Origin of the sequence: Crenobacter caeni (assembly GCF_010435965.1) — a bacterium.
Classification (GTDB): Bacteria; Pseudomonadota; Gammaproteobacteria; order Burkholderiales; family Chromobacteriaceae; genus Craterilacuibacter; species Craterilacuibacter caeni.
This window is the reverse complement of the sequence record NZ_JAAGAA010000009.1, coordinates 62,222-79,423: the sequence shown is the minus strand read 5'-3', so window position 1 is coordinate 79,423 and position 17,202 is coordinate 62,222. Positions and strand designations below refer to the sequence as shown.

General features: G+C 64.1%; 13 protein-coding genes and 1 tRNA gene. 5 read left to right on the top strand and 9 right to left on the bottom strand.

The features are described from left to right. The first annotated feature begins 34 nt into the window (after positions 1-34). Complete coding sequence (gene mutM, locus GZH52_RS10725; protein ID WP_163316463.1) at positions 35-853, top strand: bifunctional DNA-formamidopyrimidine glycosylase/DNA-(apurinic or apyrimidinic site) lyase; 819 nt, start codon at positions 35-37, stop codon at positions 851-853. Between the two features lie 32 nt (positions 854-885). Further along, the gene (locus tag GZH52_RS10720; RefSeq protein WP_203525719.1) at positions 886-1,710 is read left to right on the top strand and encodes a 1-acyl-sn-glycerol-3-phosphate acyltransferase; all 825 of its coding nucleotides are present in this window, start codon (positions 886-888) and stop codon (positions 1,708-1,710) included. Between the two features lies 1 nt (position 1,711). Here the strand turns inward: GZH52_RS10720 and GZH52_RS10715 are convergent, their stop codons facing one another. Continuing rightward, entirely contained in the window at positions 1,712-2,530 is an 819-nt protein-coding gene (locus GZH52_RS10715; RefSeq protein ID WP_163316462.1) for a symmetrical bis(5'-nucleosyl)-tetraphosphatase, read from the bottom strand. A 95-nt stretch (positions 2,531-2,625) separates the two neighbouring features. Between GZH52_RS10715 and rep the strand changes: the two genes are divergently transcribed. Then, on the top strand, positions 2,626-4,629 hold the full coding sequence (rep, locus tag GZH52_RS10710; RefSeq protein ID WP_163316461.1) for a DNA helicase Rep: 2,004 nt from the start codon (positions 2,626-2,628) through the stop codon (positions 4,627-4,629). Between the two features lie 66 nt (positions 4,630-4,695). Here rep and GZH52_RS10705 read toward each other — a convergent pair whose 3' ends face one another. Next, positions 4,696-5,454, bottom strand: a complete 759-nt coding sequence (locus tag GZH52_RS10705; RefSeq protein WP_163316460.1) for a c-type cytochrome — start codon at positions 5,452-5,454, stop codon at positions 4,696-4,698. 131 nt (positions 5,455-5,585) lie between these two features. Here GZH52_RS10705 and GZH52_RS10700 point away from each other — a divergent pair. Continuing rightward, positions 5,586-5,662, top strand: a tRNA-Arg gene (locus GZH52_RS10700). Positions 5,663-6,159: 497 nt separating this feature from the next. On the opposite strand, the gene GZH52_RS10695 is transcribed toward GZH52_RS10700, so the two are convergent. After that, entirely contained in the window at positions 6,160-6,483 is a 324-nt protein-coding gene (locus tag GZH52_RS10695) for a DMT family transporter (protein ID WP_432417435.1), read from the bottom strand. A 117-nt stretch (positions 6,484-6,600) separates the two neighbouring features. Between GZH52_RS10695 and GZH52_RS16840 the strand changes: the two genes are divergently transcribed. Further along, positions 6,601-7,083 (top strand): hypothetical protein, encoded by a 483-nt coding sequence (locus GZH52_RS16840; RefSeq protein ID WP_203525718.1) that lies wholly within the window; start codon positions 6,601-6,603, stop codon positions 7,081-7,083. A gap of 197 nt (positions 7,084-7,280) precedes the next feature. Here GZH52_RS16840 and GZH52_RS10685 read toward each other — a convergent pair whose 3' ends face one another. From GZH52_RS10685 to kdpA, 6 genes are all read right to left on the bottom strand, one after another. Further along, entirely contained in the window at positions 7,281-9,146 is a 1,866-nt protein-coding gene (locus GZH52_RS10685) for a potassium transporter Kup (RefSeq protein ID WP_163316458.1), read from the bottom strand. 158 nt (positions 9,147-9,304) lie between these two features. After that, positions 9,305-10,000 (bottom strand): two-component system response regulator KdpE, encoded by a 696-nt coding sequence (gene kdpE / locus GZH52_RS10680; protein ID WP_203525717.1) that lies wholly within the window; start codon positions 9,998-10,000, stop codon positions 9,305-9,307. 1 nt (position 10,001) lies between these two features. Next, positions 10,002-12,626 (bottom strand): DUF4118 domain-containing protein, encoded by a 2,625-nt coding sequence (locus GZH52_RS10675; protein ID WP_163316457.1) that lies wholly within the window; start codon positions 12,624-12,626, stop codon positions 10,002-10,004. A gap of 95 nt (positions 12,627-12,721) precedes the next feature. Further along, entirely contained in the window at positions 12,722-13,318 is a 597-nt protein-coding gene (gene kdpC / locus GZH52_RS10670) for a potassium-transporting ATPase subunit KdpC (protein WP_163316456.1), read from the bottom strand. A 46-nt stretch (positions 13,319-13,364) separates the two neighbouring features. Beyond that, positions 13,365-15,503, bottom strand: coding sequence for a potassium-transporting ATPase subunit KdpB (gene kdpB / locus GZH52_RS10665; RefSeq protein WP_163316455.1), 2,139 nt, complete (start codon positions 15,501-15,503; stop codon positions 13,365-13,367). Between the two features lie 10 nt (positions 15,504-15,513). Further along, a complete protein-coding gene (gene kdpA, locus GZH52_RS10660) occupies positions 15,514-17,202 on the bottom strand; it encodes a potassium-transporting ATPase subunit KdpA (protein ID WP_163316454.1) in 1,689 nt (562 codons plus the stop codon).

The following is a 17,202-nucleotide window of genomic DNA, read 5'->3' as shown; positions in this document are numbered from 1 at the left end:
CCTAGAATAGCATGTCGTCCACCGGAGGCTCAGCATGCCAGAACTGCCAGAAGTCGAAACTACCCGCCGCGGCGTCGAAGCGTTGCTCACAGGCGCCACCGTGCGCGACGTCGTCGTGCGCAACGGCGCCTTGCGCTGGCCAGTGCCGCCCGACCTGCCGGCCATCCTCACCGGACAGCGCATCGAACGCGTCGCGCGCCGCGCCAAGTATTTGTTGATCGAATGCGCGCAGGGCACGCTGATCATTCATCTGGGCATGTCCGGCAGCCTGCGTTTCGTCGACACCGGCACCCCGCCCGAGAAGCACGACCATGTGGACATCGTGCTCGATGGCGGCCACACCCTGCGCTACCGCGACCCGCGCCGCTTCGGCGCGGTGCTGTGGCAGTACGGTGACGCCCGCACCCACCCGCTGCTGTCCCGCCTCGGCCCCGAACCGCTGTCCGGGGCCTTCGACGGCGACGTGCTGTACACGGCGACGCGCAAGCGATCCGGCGCGATCAAGGTCGCGCTGATGGACAACGCGCTGGTGGTCGGCGTCGGCAATATCTACGCGAACGAAGCGCTGTTCATCGCCGGCGTCCACCCGGCACGCGCGGCGTGCGAACTTGACCGCGACACCTGCCACCGGCTCGCCGAGGCGGTGCGCGACGTGCTCACCCGCGCCATCGCCGCCGGCGGCAGCACGCTGCGTGACTTTGTCGACGCCGTCGGCAAGCCCGGCTACTTCCAGCAGCAGTATTTCGTGTACGGGCGCACCGGCCTGCCCTGCCACCGCTGCGGCACGCCGATCCGCGCCTTGCGCCTCGCGCAGCGGACCGCGTTCTTTTGCCCGCATTGCCAGCCATGCTAGAGTGCGCCTTTGCCTGATCCCGCCAAACCCTCGTGAGCACCCAGACCACCCCGTATCTCGTGCGCGCCTGGCGCCTGACCCGCATGCTGCTGCACGTGCTGCACGGCGCGCTGATCCTCGCCATGCGCTACCCCCGCCTGACCAACCCCGAGCGTGCGGTGATCACCCGCGCGTGGGCGCGCAAGATGCTCGACATCTTCGGCGTCAGGCTGGCCATCCGCGGCGACAACCCGGGCTTCTACCCGGCCAACACGCTGCTGGTCGCCAACCATGTGTCGTGGCTGGACATCATCGCGCTGTCCGGCGGGACGGTGTCGCGCTTCGTCGCCAAGAAGGAAATCCGTTCGTGGCCCGCCATCGGCTGGATGGCCGCCAACGGCGGCACGCTGTTCATCGACCGCAGCAACCGCCGCGACGCCAGCCGCGTCAACGGCCAGCTGGCCGAGGCGCTCGAGCAGGGTGGCTGCATGTCGGTGTTTCCGGAAGGGACGACCAGCGACGGCTTCGGCCTGTTGCCATTCAAGTCGTCCCTGTTCGAGTCGGCGATGATCGCCGGCAGCCGCGTGCAGCCGGTGGCGATCCGCTACCTGGACGAGACGGGCGCGCTGACCGACAGGGTCGCCTTCATCGGCGAGGCGACCATCGCCCAGACGCTGGGCCGCCTGCTCGCGACCCGGCACCTGACCATCGAGCTCATCTACGGCCAACGCCTGCAGGCCGGCGCGCCGGGGCTCGCCACCCGCTTCGAGCTGTCGGCCGCCGCGCGCGCCGAAATCCTCGCCGCGCTGGGGCTTGCCGAAGAGTGCGCAGAAGCGCCGTGCGACCAGGCCACCGACCCGGCGCTCGCGGCGAACTGAATCAGCCGATAGAGCGGAACGCCGGGCAAGGCTGGGCGAACACCTGCCTGTCCTCCAGCCTGAGCGCGGTCAGGCTGCCACCCCACAGGCAGCCGCTGTCGATCGCGCACACGTCTTCTTCCAGCCGCAGGCCGAGCGCCGACCAGTGCCCGCACACGATAGGCGTGCCGGCGCTCTTGCGTCCCGGCGCGTCAAACCAGGGCACAAGGTTGGCCGGCGCGTCCGCCAGTTCGCCCTTGAACGCAAAGTCGATCTCGCCGTCGCGCCCGATCAGCCGCATCCGCGTCATCGCGTTGACCGTCAAACGCATGCGGTCGACGCCGCGCAGCTCGTCGCTCCAGCGCGCGGGCTTGTTGCCGTACATCCTGGAGAGGAAACGCCGGTAGTCCTTGCCGGCAAGCGTCTCCTCGACTTCTTCGGCCAGGTCGAGCGCCTTCTCGATGTCCCACTGCGGCAACAGGCCCGCGTGCACCATCGCCCACTCGCCGTCGTACAGCATCAGCGGCTGGCAGCGCAGCCAGTCGAGCATCAGCTTGCCGTCGGATGCGTCGAGGATGGGCGTGAGGGTGTCGCTCTTGCCCAAGCGGCCGTAGCCCTCGGCCACGGCCAAGAGGTGCAGGTCGTGGTTGCCGAGCACCATGTGCAGCGAATCCTGGTGGCGGAACGCCCAGCGCAGCACGTCGAGCGAGCCCGGCCCGCGGTTGACCAGGTCACCGGTCAGCCACAGCGTGTCGCGCGACGGGCTGAAGTCGATGCGTTGCAACAAGTCGAGCAGGGGCTGGTAGCAACCCTGGATATCGCCGATGGCGTAGGTGGACATGGCAGGCCTTGCAAGCGGGAGTCGTTTGTCTGTGGCCATGATACCGCAAGGGGGCGTGCTAGAATGCCCACCCGCACCACCTCTCCCGCCCGCCGATGTCCGCCCTGCTCAACCCTCCGCAACGCGAAGCCATCCACTACCTGGACGGCCCCCTGCTCGTGCTCGCCGGCGCAGGCTCGGGCAAGACGCGGGTGATCACCTTCAAGATCGCGCACCTGATCCGCGAGGGCGGCATCAGCGCGCGCAATATCGCGGCGATCACCTTCACCAACAAGGCGGCGCGCGAGATGATGGAACGTGCGGCCAAGCTGTTGTCGTCCGAGGAAATCCGCGGGCTGACCGTGTCGACCTTCCACTCGCTGGGCATGCAGATCCTGCGCCAGGAGGCGCCGCACCTCGGCTACAAGCCGCAGTTCTCCATCCTCGACGCTTACGACGCGGGCAAGATCATCTCTGACATCCTGAAAAGCACCGCCAAGGACGAGGTGCGCAGGGTGCAGAGCCAGATCTCGCTGTGGAAGAACGACTTCAAGACGCCAGACCAGGTGCTGCTGGATGCCAGCAACGAGTGGGAGTCGGTGTGCGCGCGCACCTACCTCTCCTACCAGGCAACGCTGGCCGCCTACCAGGCGGTCGACTTCGACGACCTGATCCGGCTGCCGGTCGAGCTGTTCGAGCGCTTCCCCGAGGTGCTTGGCAAGTGGCAGAACAAGCTGCGCTACCTGCTGCTCGACGAATACCAGGACACCAACACCTGCCAGTACCGGCTGGTGAAGCTGCTCACCGGCGTGCGCGGCATGTTCACCGCGGTTGGCGACGACGACCAGAGCATCTACGCGTGGCGCGGCGCCAATATGGAGAACTTGCGCCTGTTGCAGCAGGACTTCCCCAAACTCAAGATCATCAAGCTCGAGCAGAACTACCGCTCGACGGTGCGCATCCTGCGCGCGGCCAACTCGGTGATCGCCAACAACCCCAAGCTGTTTGAAAAACAGCTATGGAGCGAACTGGGCCTGGGCGAGCCCATCCACGTCGTGCAGTGCAAGGACGAGGAGCACGAGGCGGAAGCGGTGGTACAGCGGCTGCTGGCGCACAAGTTCGAGTGCCGCACCGACTTCAAGGACTACGCGATCCTCTACCGCGGCAACTACCAGGCGCGCATCTTCGAGCAGGCGCTGCGCACGCACAAGGTGCCGTACCAGATGGCCGGCGGGCAGAGCTTCTTCGACAAGCCCGAGATCAAGGACGTGCTGTCCTATATGCGGCTGATCACCAACCCGGACGACGACCCGGCCTTCATCCGCGCGCTGACCACGCCCAAGCGCGGCGTCGGCGCGGTGACGCTGGAGAAGCTCGGCGCGTGGGCCGGCCAGCGCCAGGTCAGCCTGTTCGCCGCCGCGCACGAGACCGGCTTCCAGAGCCAGGTACAGGCGGCGCAGCTCGAGCCGCTGACCCAGTTCTGCGCCTTCATCGACGCGCTGAAGATGCGCGCGCTGCGCGAGGGCGCCGGCGCGCTGATCCTCGAGATGCTCGCTGCGATCGGCTACGAGGCGTGGCTGTACGACAGTGAGGACAGCCCGCGCGCCGCCGAGAACAAGTGGAAGAACGTGCTGGAGCTGGCCGCGTGGCTGACCCGCAAGGGCGACGAGGACAACAAGAACCTGATCGAGCTCACGCAGACCATCGCGCTGATCACCATGCTCGAGGGACGCGACGAGGGCGAGGTCGACGCGGTGAAGATGTCGACGCTGCACGCCTCCAAGGGGCTCGAATACCCGCACGTGTTCCTGGTCGGCTGCGAGGAAGGCATCCTGCCGCACAGCGAGTCGGTCGACAACGGCATGGTCGAGGAAGAACGCCGGCTGATGTACGTCGGCATCACCCGCGCGCAGAGGAGCCTGACCCTCAGCTACTGCGTGAAGAGGAAGCGCGCCGGCGAGTGGCAGTTCGTCGACCCCTCGCGCTTCATCAGCGAGATCGGCGAGGGCGACCTGCGCCACTTCGGCCGCCCGGGCGCCGAGCCCCTGGTCAGCAAGCAGGAAGGCAAGAGCCGGCTGGCCAACCTCAGCGCGCTGTTGGACGCCAAGAAGCGCGACTGAAGCCGCCTCTCTCGCCCAAATAGAAAACGCCGCGCGATGCGCGGCGTTTTCTCTGGCAAAGCAGCCTTACTTGGCGGCGTTCACCATGTACTGCACGGCGGCCTTGAATTCGGCGTCCGGGCCGGCGAAGGTGCCCTTGGGCGGCATCGCGTTCAGACCCTTGATGCCGGAGGCGACCAGCGCGTCCTCGCCCTTGGCGATGCGCGGCGCCCACGCGGCCTTGTCGCCGAACTTCGGCGCACCGGCAACCCCTGCCGCGTGGCAGGCAACGCAAGCCGAGTCGTAAATCTTCTTGCCGACCACCGCCGGGTCGGCGGCCGCCACGGCACCGGCCGGCGCGGAAGCGCCCGCGGCGGCACCGGCGGCCGGCTCGGCGAACTTGGCACCGGAATTGTTGGCGATGTACACCACCGCGCGCTTCACTTCGTCGTCGGTCAGGTCGGCACCACCACCGCGCGCCGGCATCGCGTTGAAGCCATTGATCGCGTGGGTGAACAGCGTTGCCTCGCCCTGCGCGATGCGCGGCGCCCAGGCCGCGGCGTCGCCGAACTTGGGCGAGCCGGCCAGGCCAGCCGCGTGGCACGACGCGCATAGCGCCTTGTAGATGCCCTCGCCGGTACGCGAGCCCGGCGGGTCGCCGGCGACGGAGTCGCCGACCGGCTTCAGGCGGGCGGCCACGGCTTCCTTGGTCATGACTTCGGCGTTGACGTCAAAGCCGCTGGTGGCCAGCTTGGCCAGGAGGTAAATCGCCACCACGACAAAGACGATGATGCCTACCAGCACCTTGATGATCTGTGCGGGAGCCATCTTGTTTTCGTTGCTCATACAGCCTCGCCTGGAGAAATAAAATGACAATTACAATCGCCGGCAATTATACGCAAACTGCATCTGCAAGGAAAGAAAACCATGCTGGACTGTAGGAAGAAGCTGGGCTATCATCGCGCCTCGATAGCACAGCATCCGTAGCTCAGTTGGATAGAGTGTCAGTTTCCGAAGCTGAAGGTCACAGGTTCGATCCCTGTCGGGTGCGCCAGATAAATCAAGGGCTTGCGTTTACACAGCGCAAGCCCTTGTCCGTTTCCGGCTCAAAAAATCCCTAGCTGGTTACTCAGCGGCTTACTTTTGGAAGACGCTACCCCGCAGGCCAGCAGCGCCCCCCCCTTCTGCGCGCACCCGCACGCTGCATAAGCCTCCACACCGGCCGCCCTTCCCCTCCTGCAAAATTTTCCGCGCAGCCGAAATGCAAAAACCGCCACAAAGGTGAGCGCGGAAACTGTACAGACACCGCAATGCCACTGCCGGCCGCCTCTTCGCATGCAAGGTGGTGGAGTCCATCGAAAAGCCACGTTCTTGCCGCCCTCCAGAGCCTGCTGACACTACCGCTCAGCCGTCGGCGACGGGCGCAAGAAGATTCAATCGTGTGAACAGCCCCGCGGTTGTTGCTGGCTTGAATGGAACCGCCCCGCAGGGAGCGCCTGCGGGGCGGTTTGTTGCTTGGTGCCAGGGCAAGCTGGCAGCTTGCCGTGTAACTTAGTGCGCCAATTTGAGCGTCACGACTCCGGCGATGATCAGCCCGACGCCCATGAAGCGGGCAAAAGTTGCCGGGTCACCGTAATACAGCACCCCGACAAGGAAAGTCCCTGCGCCTCCGATGCCAGTCCAGACCGCATACGCGGTACCAATCGGGATGTGCCTCTGGGATAGCCAGAGCAGGGCTCCGCTTGCTGCCATGAAAAAAATCGCCGTGGCGATGCCAAGAACCCGCGTAGCGGGATCCTGTGCCATTTTCAGGCCGATTGGCCAGCCTATTTCAAGAAGGCCGGCAAGAAAAAGGTAAATCCAGCTCATGAACATCGCAGGCACTTCCCTGTTAAGATACGATCGTATCGTAACAAGACAGCGGAGCAATGAAAAGTGACGAGACCCCGAACCGTAGACCGTGAGCGCTTACTGGACTCCGTCGAGCAAGTCGTGTTCACCTCGGGCCCCTCCGGTCTCTCGTTCGGCGCGGTGGCGACGACCTCCGGTCTTTCCAAGGCCACGGTGCAATCGGTGTTCGCCAGCCGGGAAGGCATGATCGAGGCACTGCTTGAGCGATGGTTGCAGCAGGAGAGGATGGCGTTTGAACAACGTGCGGGTGAAACCCCCACTTTGCGTGATCGAGTTCGTGCCCACATCCAGACCATGCTTGCTCCGCCTGAAGATGCGAACAGTCGCCTGGCTGCGACGCTCGCCGCACTGGCGAGCACCGACAGCAGGATGGATGGAGTCATGCACTGGTACGCAGACCGCATGGGTGACTTCTCGGCGAAAACCGACGAAGAAAGGCATCTGCGTATGGCCTTTCTGGCCGCAGAAGGCGCCTTTTTTGTCCGCTATCTGGCCAGGGTCCCGATCTGCACCGAACAGTGGCAAGAGATTGCCCACGATTTGCAGGACTTCGCAGCCCGGTAAGCACTGGCCATTTTGGACGGGGCACTGCAGGCGTATTGAAGGGCTGATCACTGGCACGAGATGAAGCCGCAGGCTAGGGACGAGCAGTCAGAAGATCCGATGGATCTGGGCGGTCACCGACCGGTAACCGGCACTGTTGCAGGCAAGGAGTGCCGACAAAATTTCTTGTCGGAGCACTCCTCCTAAGTTCGCCAACCTTACAACTCGATCTGAGAGCCCAGCTCGACGACACGGTTGGCGGGGATCTGGAAAAAGTCCGTTGCCTTGAGGGCATTCTTGCTCATCCACACGAACAGCTTTTCTCGCCAGCGTGCCATGCCGGGGCGTTCGGTCGAAATCAGCGATTCGCGCGACAGGAAGAACGAAGTATCCATCACCTCGAAGGCGAGACCATGCACCTCGGCAAGCTCAAGCAGTTCGTTGACGTTGGGGGTCTCCTTGTACCCGTATTCGGCGATGACTTGCCAGAACGACGCCGACAAGCGTTTGACGGCCAGCCGGTCAGCGGGCGCCACAAAGGGCTCTTCACGGGTGCGTACGGTCAGCAGCACGATACGATCGTGCAGCACTTTGTTGTGCTTGAGGTTGTGCAGCAGCGCATGGGGCACGCCATGGCTAGAGCTGGTCATGAAGACGGCCGTGCCTGGTACGCGGGTCGGCGACGATACCTCCATATTCTCGATGAAGCTCTCCAGCGGAATGGCCTGCTCGTCCAGCCGCTGCATCAGCAGCTCGCGTCCGCGTTTCCAGGTCAGGAACAACACGAGTATCACAATGCCGATCAACAGCGGCAGCCAGCCCCCGTGCGCCACTTTCAGCAGGTTGGAGGAGAAAAACACCAAGTCAATGCACAAGAAGAGCGCCGTCACGCTGCCAGCCAGCCACAGGGGCCAGCGCCAATTCAAGCGCATGACGACGTATAGCAGCATGGTGGTGATGACCATGGTGCCGGTCACGGCGATGCCATAGGCCGCCGCGAGATTCGCCGAGGACTTGAAGCCGACGATGACCACGATCACCGCAGCCAGCAGCGCCCAGTTGACGAACGGCATGTAGATCTGGCCAATCTCACGGTCAGAAGTGTGCTGGATGGACATGCGCGGACTGAAGCCCAGCTGGATGGCCTGCTGGCTCAGCGAGTAGGCGCCCGAGATGACGGCTTGCGACGCGATGATGGTGGCCGCCGTGGCCAAGCCGATCATCGGCAGTAGCCCCCATTTGGGTGCCAGCAAGTAAAACGGGTTTTCAATCGCGCTCGGGTTGGCCAACAGCAAGGCCCCCTGGCCAAAATAATTGAGCAGCAGCCCGGGCATGACCAGGCCCAGCCAGGCGATCTCGATCGGTTTCCTGCCGAAATGCCCCATGTCTGCGTACAGTGCCTCCGCCCCGGTCAGAGCCAATACCACCGCGCCTAGCGGCAGAAAAGCGGCCCAACCGTGCGTCAGCAAAAAGTTGATCGCATACCAGGGATTAGCCGCCAGCAGCACTTCAGGGCGTTGCACAATCGCCAGCGTCCCCCACAGCCCAAGCACGGTAAACCAGACCACGATGATCGGCCCGAACAGTTTGCCAACACTGGCGGTGCCGTGCTTCTGGATCAGGAAGAGCGCGATCAGGATGACGAGGGCCAGGGGAAGCACATAGGGGTCGAGCGTCGGGCTGACCAGCTTCAACCCTTCTGCAGCAGACAGCACGGACATGGCTGGCGTGATGATGGCGTCGCCGTAGAACAAGGAGGCGCCAATCAAACCAAGCAGCATGGCCTTGCGACGGGACTTGCGGCTCAGATAGGCCCAGGACTGCGCCATCAAAACCATGATGCCGCCTTCGCCCTTCTTGTCAGCGCGCAACACAAGCATGACGTACTTGCAGGTGACCACCAGCAGGATGGCCCAGAACACCAGGGACAGGATGCCAAGGATATTCGCCGGTTGCAGCGGCAGCGCGCCAATGTTGAAACACTCTTTCAGGGTGTACAGCGGACTGGTGCCAATGTCGCCATAGACAACGCCTAGAGCCGCCAGCGTGATGCCAAACGTGGCTTTATTGTGGGTGGACTGCATGAGCATCCTTGGAGGCAGGAAGGAGAATAAGCCTGCCACACAAAACAGCATGGCATCAGCATTTGCGCGGAGCATATTCCTACCCGCTCACGTCAGCAAGATGCCATGCTGTATTGCAGCACTACTGGGCATGCAGTCACCGCCACCCGTGCGGCGGACTACTCCGCTGCCAACCGGTAGCCGATGCCGGTTTCAGTCAGCAGCCAACGCGGCTGCGAAGCGTTGTCCTCAACCTTCTGCCGCAGATGAGTCATATAGATGCGCAGGTAATGGGTGTGCTCGATATAGGCTGGCCCCCACACCTCGTTCAACAGTTGGCGATGGGTCAGTACCTTGCCCCGGTGGGCGATCAGCGTGGAAAGCAGCCGATATTCCAGCTTGGTCAGGTGCAGCGGCGCGCCGTTGCGCGTCACGGTGCGGTTGAGCAGATCCACCTCCACCGCGCCGAAGCGCTCCAGACTGCTTTGCACAGCGCCATTGCGGCTGGCGTGCCGCCGCAATTGGGCGCGAACCCGTGCCTGCAACTCGCCGATGCTGAAGGGCTTGGTCAGGTAGTCGTCGGCGCCGGCGTCGAGCGCCTGAATCTTATCGGTCTCGCCCACACGTGCCGACAACACGATGACCGGCACGCTGGCCCAACCACGCAGGTCCTTCAACAGGTTGATGCCGTTACCGTCCGGCAACCCCAGGTCAAGGATGATCAGATCCGGCTGACGGGTAGCGGCTTCAATCAGCCCGCGCGACATGGTCCCCGCCTCGACCACCTGCAGGCCTTCCTCCTCCAGCGCAGCACGCACGAAGCGCCGAATGGCGACATCGTCTTCGACGATCAACACGGTGGAAGCGATGCCCAATTCAGTTCTCCTGCGGAAAATCCAGCGACGGCTGCGCCAGCAACGGCAGCGTCAGGGTGAAGCAGGCACCTCCCCCTGGCAGGTTCTCGGCCTCCAGCCTCGCCTCGTGCGCATCGGCAATGGTACGGCATATCGCCAGACCAAGCCCTACCCCGCTGACGCTGGATTCGCGGTTCCCACGGCTAAAGGCGTGGAACAGCCAGCCAATGTCGCCTGGCGGTAAGCCGACGCCTTGGTCAGCAACCCGCAGCACGATGCAGCCGTTCTCTCCGGCGCAACGGATACGGATCTCACTGCCGGCACGGCTGTACTTGGCCGCATTCTCCACCAGGTTCACCAGCAGCCGCTCCAGCAGTACCGGGTCGCCATGGATCAGAGGACAGTCCGGTTCGATGTCTGTACGCAGGATATGCCCGTCCAGCGCACCGCCCAGCGCGGCGATCGCACCGCCCACCAGTTCCTCCACCGGCAACCACTCCTTTTTCAGAGTCATGCTGCCGACTTGCAGTTGAGCCATCTCCAGCAGGTTGGTCACCAGCCGCGCAATGCGCTGACCCTGCTGCTGTAGCAGCAACACGTCGTCGGAAAACGGAGAACCCGCACGCTGCAGCTTGCGTGCCAAGGTCTCGGTGTTGCCGGTCAGGGCGGTAAGTGGCGTGCGCAGGTCGTGCGACAACGCGGCCAGCAAGGAATGGCGCATGCGTTCGGCCTCCATATTCAGCAGCGTCTGCTGCGCCACATCGATGTAATGCAGTCGTTCCAGCGTCTGCGCCGCCAATGCGGCCACGGCCTCGCACAGCCGGCGGGTAGCGAAGTCGGATAGCTGCGCCGGCTGCGGCAACGACAGCACCAGCACCCCACGCGTGCGCATCGGCGCCTTCAGCGGCAGGTACAGCAGCGGAGAGTTGGGCAAAGTGGTGGTGCCCTGCCCGGCGGCCTCTCCGTGGTCGAAACACCAGCGCACGATGGCACTATCCGTCCCTGGCAGGCTCTGCTGCTGCGGCTGCAAGTGATCGTCCTCCCCCACCGGTCGCCACAGGTCGATGCGCGCGCCCAAGCCGCTGTGCAGGTAGCGCGCCGTAGCCTCCCCGACCTGCTCTTCGAGCAGCGCCTGGCCCAAATCGCGCGATAACTCGAACAGGATGCGGGTATGCGCCTCGCGCTGCTGAGCCATATCGGCGCTCTGCCGCTGGCTGGCGACCAGTTGCCCGGCCACCAGGCCGACGACCAGCATCACCGCAAAGGTGATCAGGTACTGCACATCGGACACCGCAAAAGTGAGATAGGGCGGCACCAGAAAGAAATCGAACAAGCCCACCGCCAGCACGGCGGCCAGTGCCGCCGGAGCCCGGCCATAACGCACTGCACTCCACAGCACCACAAGCAAATACAGCATCACCTGGTTGGCCGGCTCCAAGAGGCCGCGCAACGGCAACGCCACCACAGTCACCAGCAGACACAGCAACACGGTCTGCCACCAGCCCCGCAATGGCCAACCCAGACGCAAAGGCTTGCGGTCCGTGTGCCTGTCCGGGGAGGCCAGCAGCAGCACGTGTAGTTCTGGCACCTGCCGCTTTAACGTCCTCAACAGCCGTGTCGGATACGACTGCCGGTGCAAAGCCAGCAGCGACAGATTGTGGCGCCGCACGTAATCGGCCAGCAGGCGGGCGTTGTCCCGACCGGACTGCACCAGCGTGACGGCCCCCTGCTCGGCAGCCAGCTTCAACGCCGCCTGCACCTGATCGTGCACGGCGTCATGCTGGCGACCATCGTCCAGCCATATCGCGTGCCACGGCGCTTCCAGCGCCCGCGCCAGCCGGGCGCACTGCCGGATAGCGTCCTCGTTGCCGTCATCATCGATCAACAGCAACAGTCCGAAGTTGCTGCCGGAAACCGGCGTGTGGTCCTGGATCGCACGCTGAGCGCGGATCTGGCTGTCCACCCGGTCTGCCAGCCGTCGCAGTGCCAGTTCGCGCAGCGCGATCAGGTTTCCCTTGCGGAAAAAGTTGGCGGCGGCGCGCTGCGCCACTTCGGGCAGGTAGACCTTGCCGGCGGCCAACCTTTGCAGCAGATCGTCCGGCGGCAAGTCCACCAGCCGCACTTCATCGGCTTGATCGAACACATGGTCCGGCACGGTCTCGCTCACCACCACGCCCGTGACGCGGCTGACCACATCGTTGAGGCTATCCAGATGCTGCACGTTCATCGCGCTGTATACGTCGATACCTGCAGCCAGCAACTCTTCTACGTCCTGCCAGCGCTTGGGGTGGCGGCAGCCGGGGGCGTTGCTGTGCGGCAGTTCGTCGACCACGAGGATGGCAGGCCGCCTCGCCAGCGCGGCATCCAGGTCGAAAGCATCCAGTTCGCAATCCCGATGTTCACGCTTGAGGCGTGGCAACTGCTCCAGCCCGGACAGCATCGCCTCGGTCTCGGCGCGGCCGTGCGTATCCACCCAGCCAACCACCACATCCAGGCCCGCGGCACGCTTCTCCTGCGCCTCGGCCAGCATGGCGTAGGTTTTGCCCACGCCGGGTGCGGCACCAAAGAACAGCTTGAGTCGCCCACGCGCAGGCGGCAACGAGGCGAGCAAAGCATCTGGATCGGGGCGGCGATCGTCGTCAGTCATGATCGGTTACATCGGTTCAAAATTGATGGCATGCACGGAAAAGGCCCGCACGCCGCGTCAAAGGCGGCTGCAGGCCGGCTATTGCATCTGGCGGTTCAGCGCGGCAGCGCCATATTCAGTTGCAGCACGTTGACACGGGCATTATCGCCGAACCAGCCATGCTCGGTATGGGCATCGATGAGCGCGCGCAGCCTGGCTGCATCGAGCTTGCGCTGCTGTGCCACCCGCGGAATCTGGTACAGCGCCGCCGCCAGGCTGATATGCGGGTCAAGACCGCTGGCGGAGGCCGTGACCAGATCCTGCGGCACGGGCCCGACCGGCACCGGCCCGGCCGCCTTCAGCGCGGCGATGCGTTCCGCCACGACCTTGTGCAGCGCCGGGTTGGACGGGCCCAGGTTGCTGCCGCCCGAGCCGGCGCCATTGTAGGCACTGCCGCCGGTGGCGGACGGCCGGCTCCAGAATTCATCGGCCCGCTGGAAATTCTGGCCGATCAGCGCCGAGCCGACGGTCTTGCCATCCTTGACGATCAGCGAGCCGTTTGCCGCATGCGGCATCAGCACTTGCGCCACGCCGGTCACCGCCAACGGATAGGCGATGCCCAGCAGCAGACTCAGCCCAAGCAGCATCCGTGCCGCCGGCCCCCACACACCAGCCTTGTCGCGGCCCTGTTGCTGTTCGATTGCGATATTCATGCTCTTGCTCCTTATGCAGCGTCCGCCGTGACGGACCGCATGCTGTTTACACCAGCCCCAATGCAACCAGGATCAGGTCGATCAGCTTGATGCCGACGAAAGGCAGCAACAGGCCACCCAAGCCATAGACCAGCAGGTTGCGCTTGAGCAGCGCATCAGCCCCCAACGCCCGGTAACGCACCCCCCTGAGCGCCAGCGGGATCAACGCGATGATGATCAGCGCATTGAAGATCACCGCCGACAGCAATGCCGAAGCGGGACTGGCCAGCTGCATCACGTTGAGCAAGCCCAGTTGTGGATAGGTGGCGGCAAAGGCAGCCGGAATGATGGCGAAGTACTTGGCCACGTCGTTGGCCAGGCTGAAGGTCGTCAGCGCCCCACGCGTCATCAGCATCTGCTTGCCGATTTCCACCACTTCGATCAGCTTGGTGGGGCTGGAATCCAGATCCACCATATTGGCCGCCTCACGTGCTGCCTGGGTACCGCTGTTCATCGCCACCGCCACATCGGCCTGCGCCAGCGCGGGCGCATCGTTGGTGCCGTCGCCAGTCATGGCGACCAGCTGGCCGCGCGCCTGGTAGTCGCGAATCATCTTCAGCTTGTTTTCCGGAGTGGCCTCGGCCAGAAAGTCGTCTACCCCGGCTTCGGCGGCAATGGCGGCAGCGGTGAGCCGGTTGTCGCCGGTAATCATCACTGTCTTGATCCCCATCTGCCGCAGTTGGGCGAAACGTTCGCGGATGCCAGGTTTCACCACGTCCTTGAGTTCCACCACGCCCAGCACCCGGGCCCCTTCGGCCACCACCAGCGGCGTACTGCCACGGCTGGCCACCTTGTCGGCGGCGCTGTTAACAGCGTCTTCCAGCGTGCCGCCCAGCATTTCCGCATAGCGGCGGATGGCGTCCACCGCCCCCTTGCGGATCTGGCGCCCGGCCACGTTGACACCGGACATGCGCGATTGTGCGGTGAACGGAACGAAGCTGGCCCCGGGCGGTTCCAGACCCTGGTGCAGCGCCTGCAAGGTGCCCTGCCCCAGTTGGCTTTCGCTCAGCACGCCGTCGTGGCGCGGGGCCACGGCGCGGGTTTGCTGCTGCGCCAGCAATACGATGCTCTTGCCTTCCGGGGTATCGTCCGCCAGCGAGGCCAGCCAGGCGGCTTCCGCCAACTGGTTCTGACTGATGCCGGGAGCCGGCAGGAAGGCCGATGCCTGGCGGTTGCCGAAGGTAATCGTGCCAGTCTTGTCCAGCAGCAACACATCCACGTCGCCGGCCGCCTCCACCGCACGGCCGGAAGTGGCGATGACGTTGGCCGCCATCAGCCGGCTCATGCCGGCCACGCCAATGGCTGACAACAAGCCGCCGATGGTGGTCGGGATCAGGCATACCAGCAGCGCCAGCAGCACCGGCAGCGAGATCACCTCGCCGCTACCGGCAGCGTCCACGCTATACACCGAGAACGGCAGCAGCGTCACCGTCACCAGCAGGAATACCAGGGTCAACGCCAGCAGCAGAATGGTCAGCGCGACCTCATTCGGCGTCTTGCGCCGCTTGGCTCCTTCCACCATGGCGATCATGCGGTCGATAAAGGTCTCGCCCGGGTTGACGGTGGCGCGCACCACGATCCAGTCGGACAGCACGCGGGTGCCGCCGGTCACCGAGCTGAAATCGCCGCCGGACTCGCGAATCACCGGCGCCGACTCGCCAGTAATGGCCGACTCGTCGACCGAGGCAATGCCTTCGATCACCTCGCCGTCGCAGGGAATCACCTCACCGGCCTGTACTACGACAACGTCGCCCTTGCGCAGATCGGTAGACTCCACCAGCGCGAGCTTGGCGCCATGGCAATGCGGTGCCGCCAATTTCTTGGCCCAAGTGGCCTGGCGCAGCCCTTTCAGGCTCGCGGCCTGGGCCTTGCTGCGTCCTTCGGCCAGCGCTTCCGCAAAGTTGGCGAACAGGACGGTGAACCACAGCCACACTGCGATGCTGCCGGTAAGCCAAGCCGGCGCGTCGCCCTTTCCCAGCAAGGCCATCACCCACAGTACGCTGCACAGCATGCTGCCCAGGTACACCACGAACATCACCGGATTTTTCAGTTGCTCGCGCGGTGCCAGCTTACGCACGCTGTCGAGCAGGGCAGGACGCAACAACTGCGCGTCGAACAGCGGCAAAACCATTTTCTTGTGACTCATGTTGGCTCTCCTAACGGCCGGACCAGATGGTCAGGTGCTCGACAATCGGCCCCAGCGCCAGGGCCGGCAGATAGGTCAGTGCACCGACCAGCAGCACGCTGCCGACCAGCAGCGCGACGAACAAAGCACCATGGGTGGGCATGCTCCCCGCGGTCTGCGGCAGTGTTTTCTTGGCGGCCAATGAACCGGCCAGAGCCAGCACGGGCACGATGATGGCGAAGCGGCCGAACCACATGGCAATACCCAGTAGCGCGTTGTAGAACGCCGTATTGGCAGACAGGCCGGCAAATGCGCTGCCGTTGTTGTTGGCGGCGGATGAAAACGCGTACAACACTTCGGAAAAACCGTGTGCGCCCGGGTTGGCCAGTCCTGCCAGCCCTGGTGCCGCCACGACGGCGACTGCGGTGCCCAGCAATACCAGCAGGGGCGTTACCAGAATGACCAGCGCCACCATTTTCATCTCGAAAGCTTCGATCTTCTTGCCAAGATATTCAGGTGTTCTGCCAACCATCAGGCCGGCAATAAAAACAGCCAATACGGCGAAGATCAGCATGCCGTACAGACCGGAACCCACCCCGCCGAACACCACCTCGCCTAGCTGCATCAGCCACATCGGCACCATGCCGCCCAGCGCGGTAAAAGAGTCGTGCATCGCGTTCACTGCACCACAGCTGGCGGCGGTCGTAATGGTGGCAAACAGCGCACTGCCGACCACGCCAAAGCGGATTTCTTTGCCCTCCATGTTGCCGGCAACGCTCTCTACGCCCAGAGCCGTCAGCAGCGGGTTGCCCTGCAGCTCGAAGTACGCAAGCGCGTAGGCTGCGGCCACGAACATCACGCTCATGGCAAGGTAAATGGCCCAGCCCTGACGCTTGTCGCCCACCATACGGCCAAAGGTATGCGTGAGCCCGGCCGGAATCAGGAAGATGGCCAGCATCTGCAGCAGGTTGGATAGGTCGCTCGGATTTTCGAACGGGTGTGCCGAGTTGGCGTTAAAGAAGCCGCCACCATTGGTGCCCAGCATCTTGATGGCTTCCTGCGAGGCCACCGGCCCCATGGCCAGCGTCTGCACCTGGCCGGACAGCCCCGTGAAGCTGATGTAGCCGGACAGATTCTGCAGCACCCCCTGGCTGACCAGCAGCAGGGCCAGCACACAGGACAAGGGCAGCAGCAGGTATACCGACACACGCAGCACATCGGCCCAGAAGTTGCCAAGATCGGCGCTTTCGCGGCGGGCAAAACCCCGCATCAGCGCAAACGCCACGGCAATGCCCGTCGCGGCGGACAGAAAGTTCTGAACTGCCAGACCCAGCATCTGGGTGAGGTAACTCATGGTGCTTTCACCGGCATAACCCTGCCAGTTTGTATTGGTGACGAAGCTCACCGCGGTATTGAATGCCGAACCGGCCTCCACTGCCCCCATCTGCTGCGGATTGAGTGGCAACACGCCCTGCAGTCGCTGCAGCGCATACAGAGCCAGCAGCCCCAGCAGGCTGAACGTCAGCACCGCCAGCGCATATTCGCGCCAGTTCATGCCTCGTCCGTCAACACCGAACAGCTTGAGCAGCCACGCATCGAGTGCCTGCCATCGCGATGGCAGACTGCCGGCGGCCAGCGGAGCCATCCAGGCGCCCATAGGCCGCACGCTCAGGGTGAGCAGCGCCATGAACAGCGCCATCAACAAGGAGAAGGAAATCAT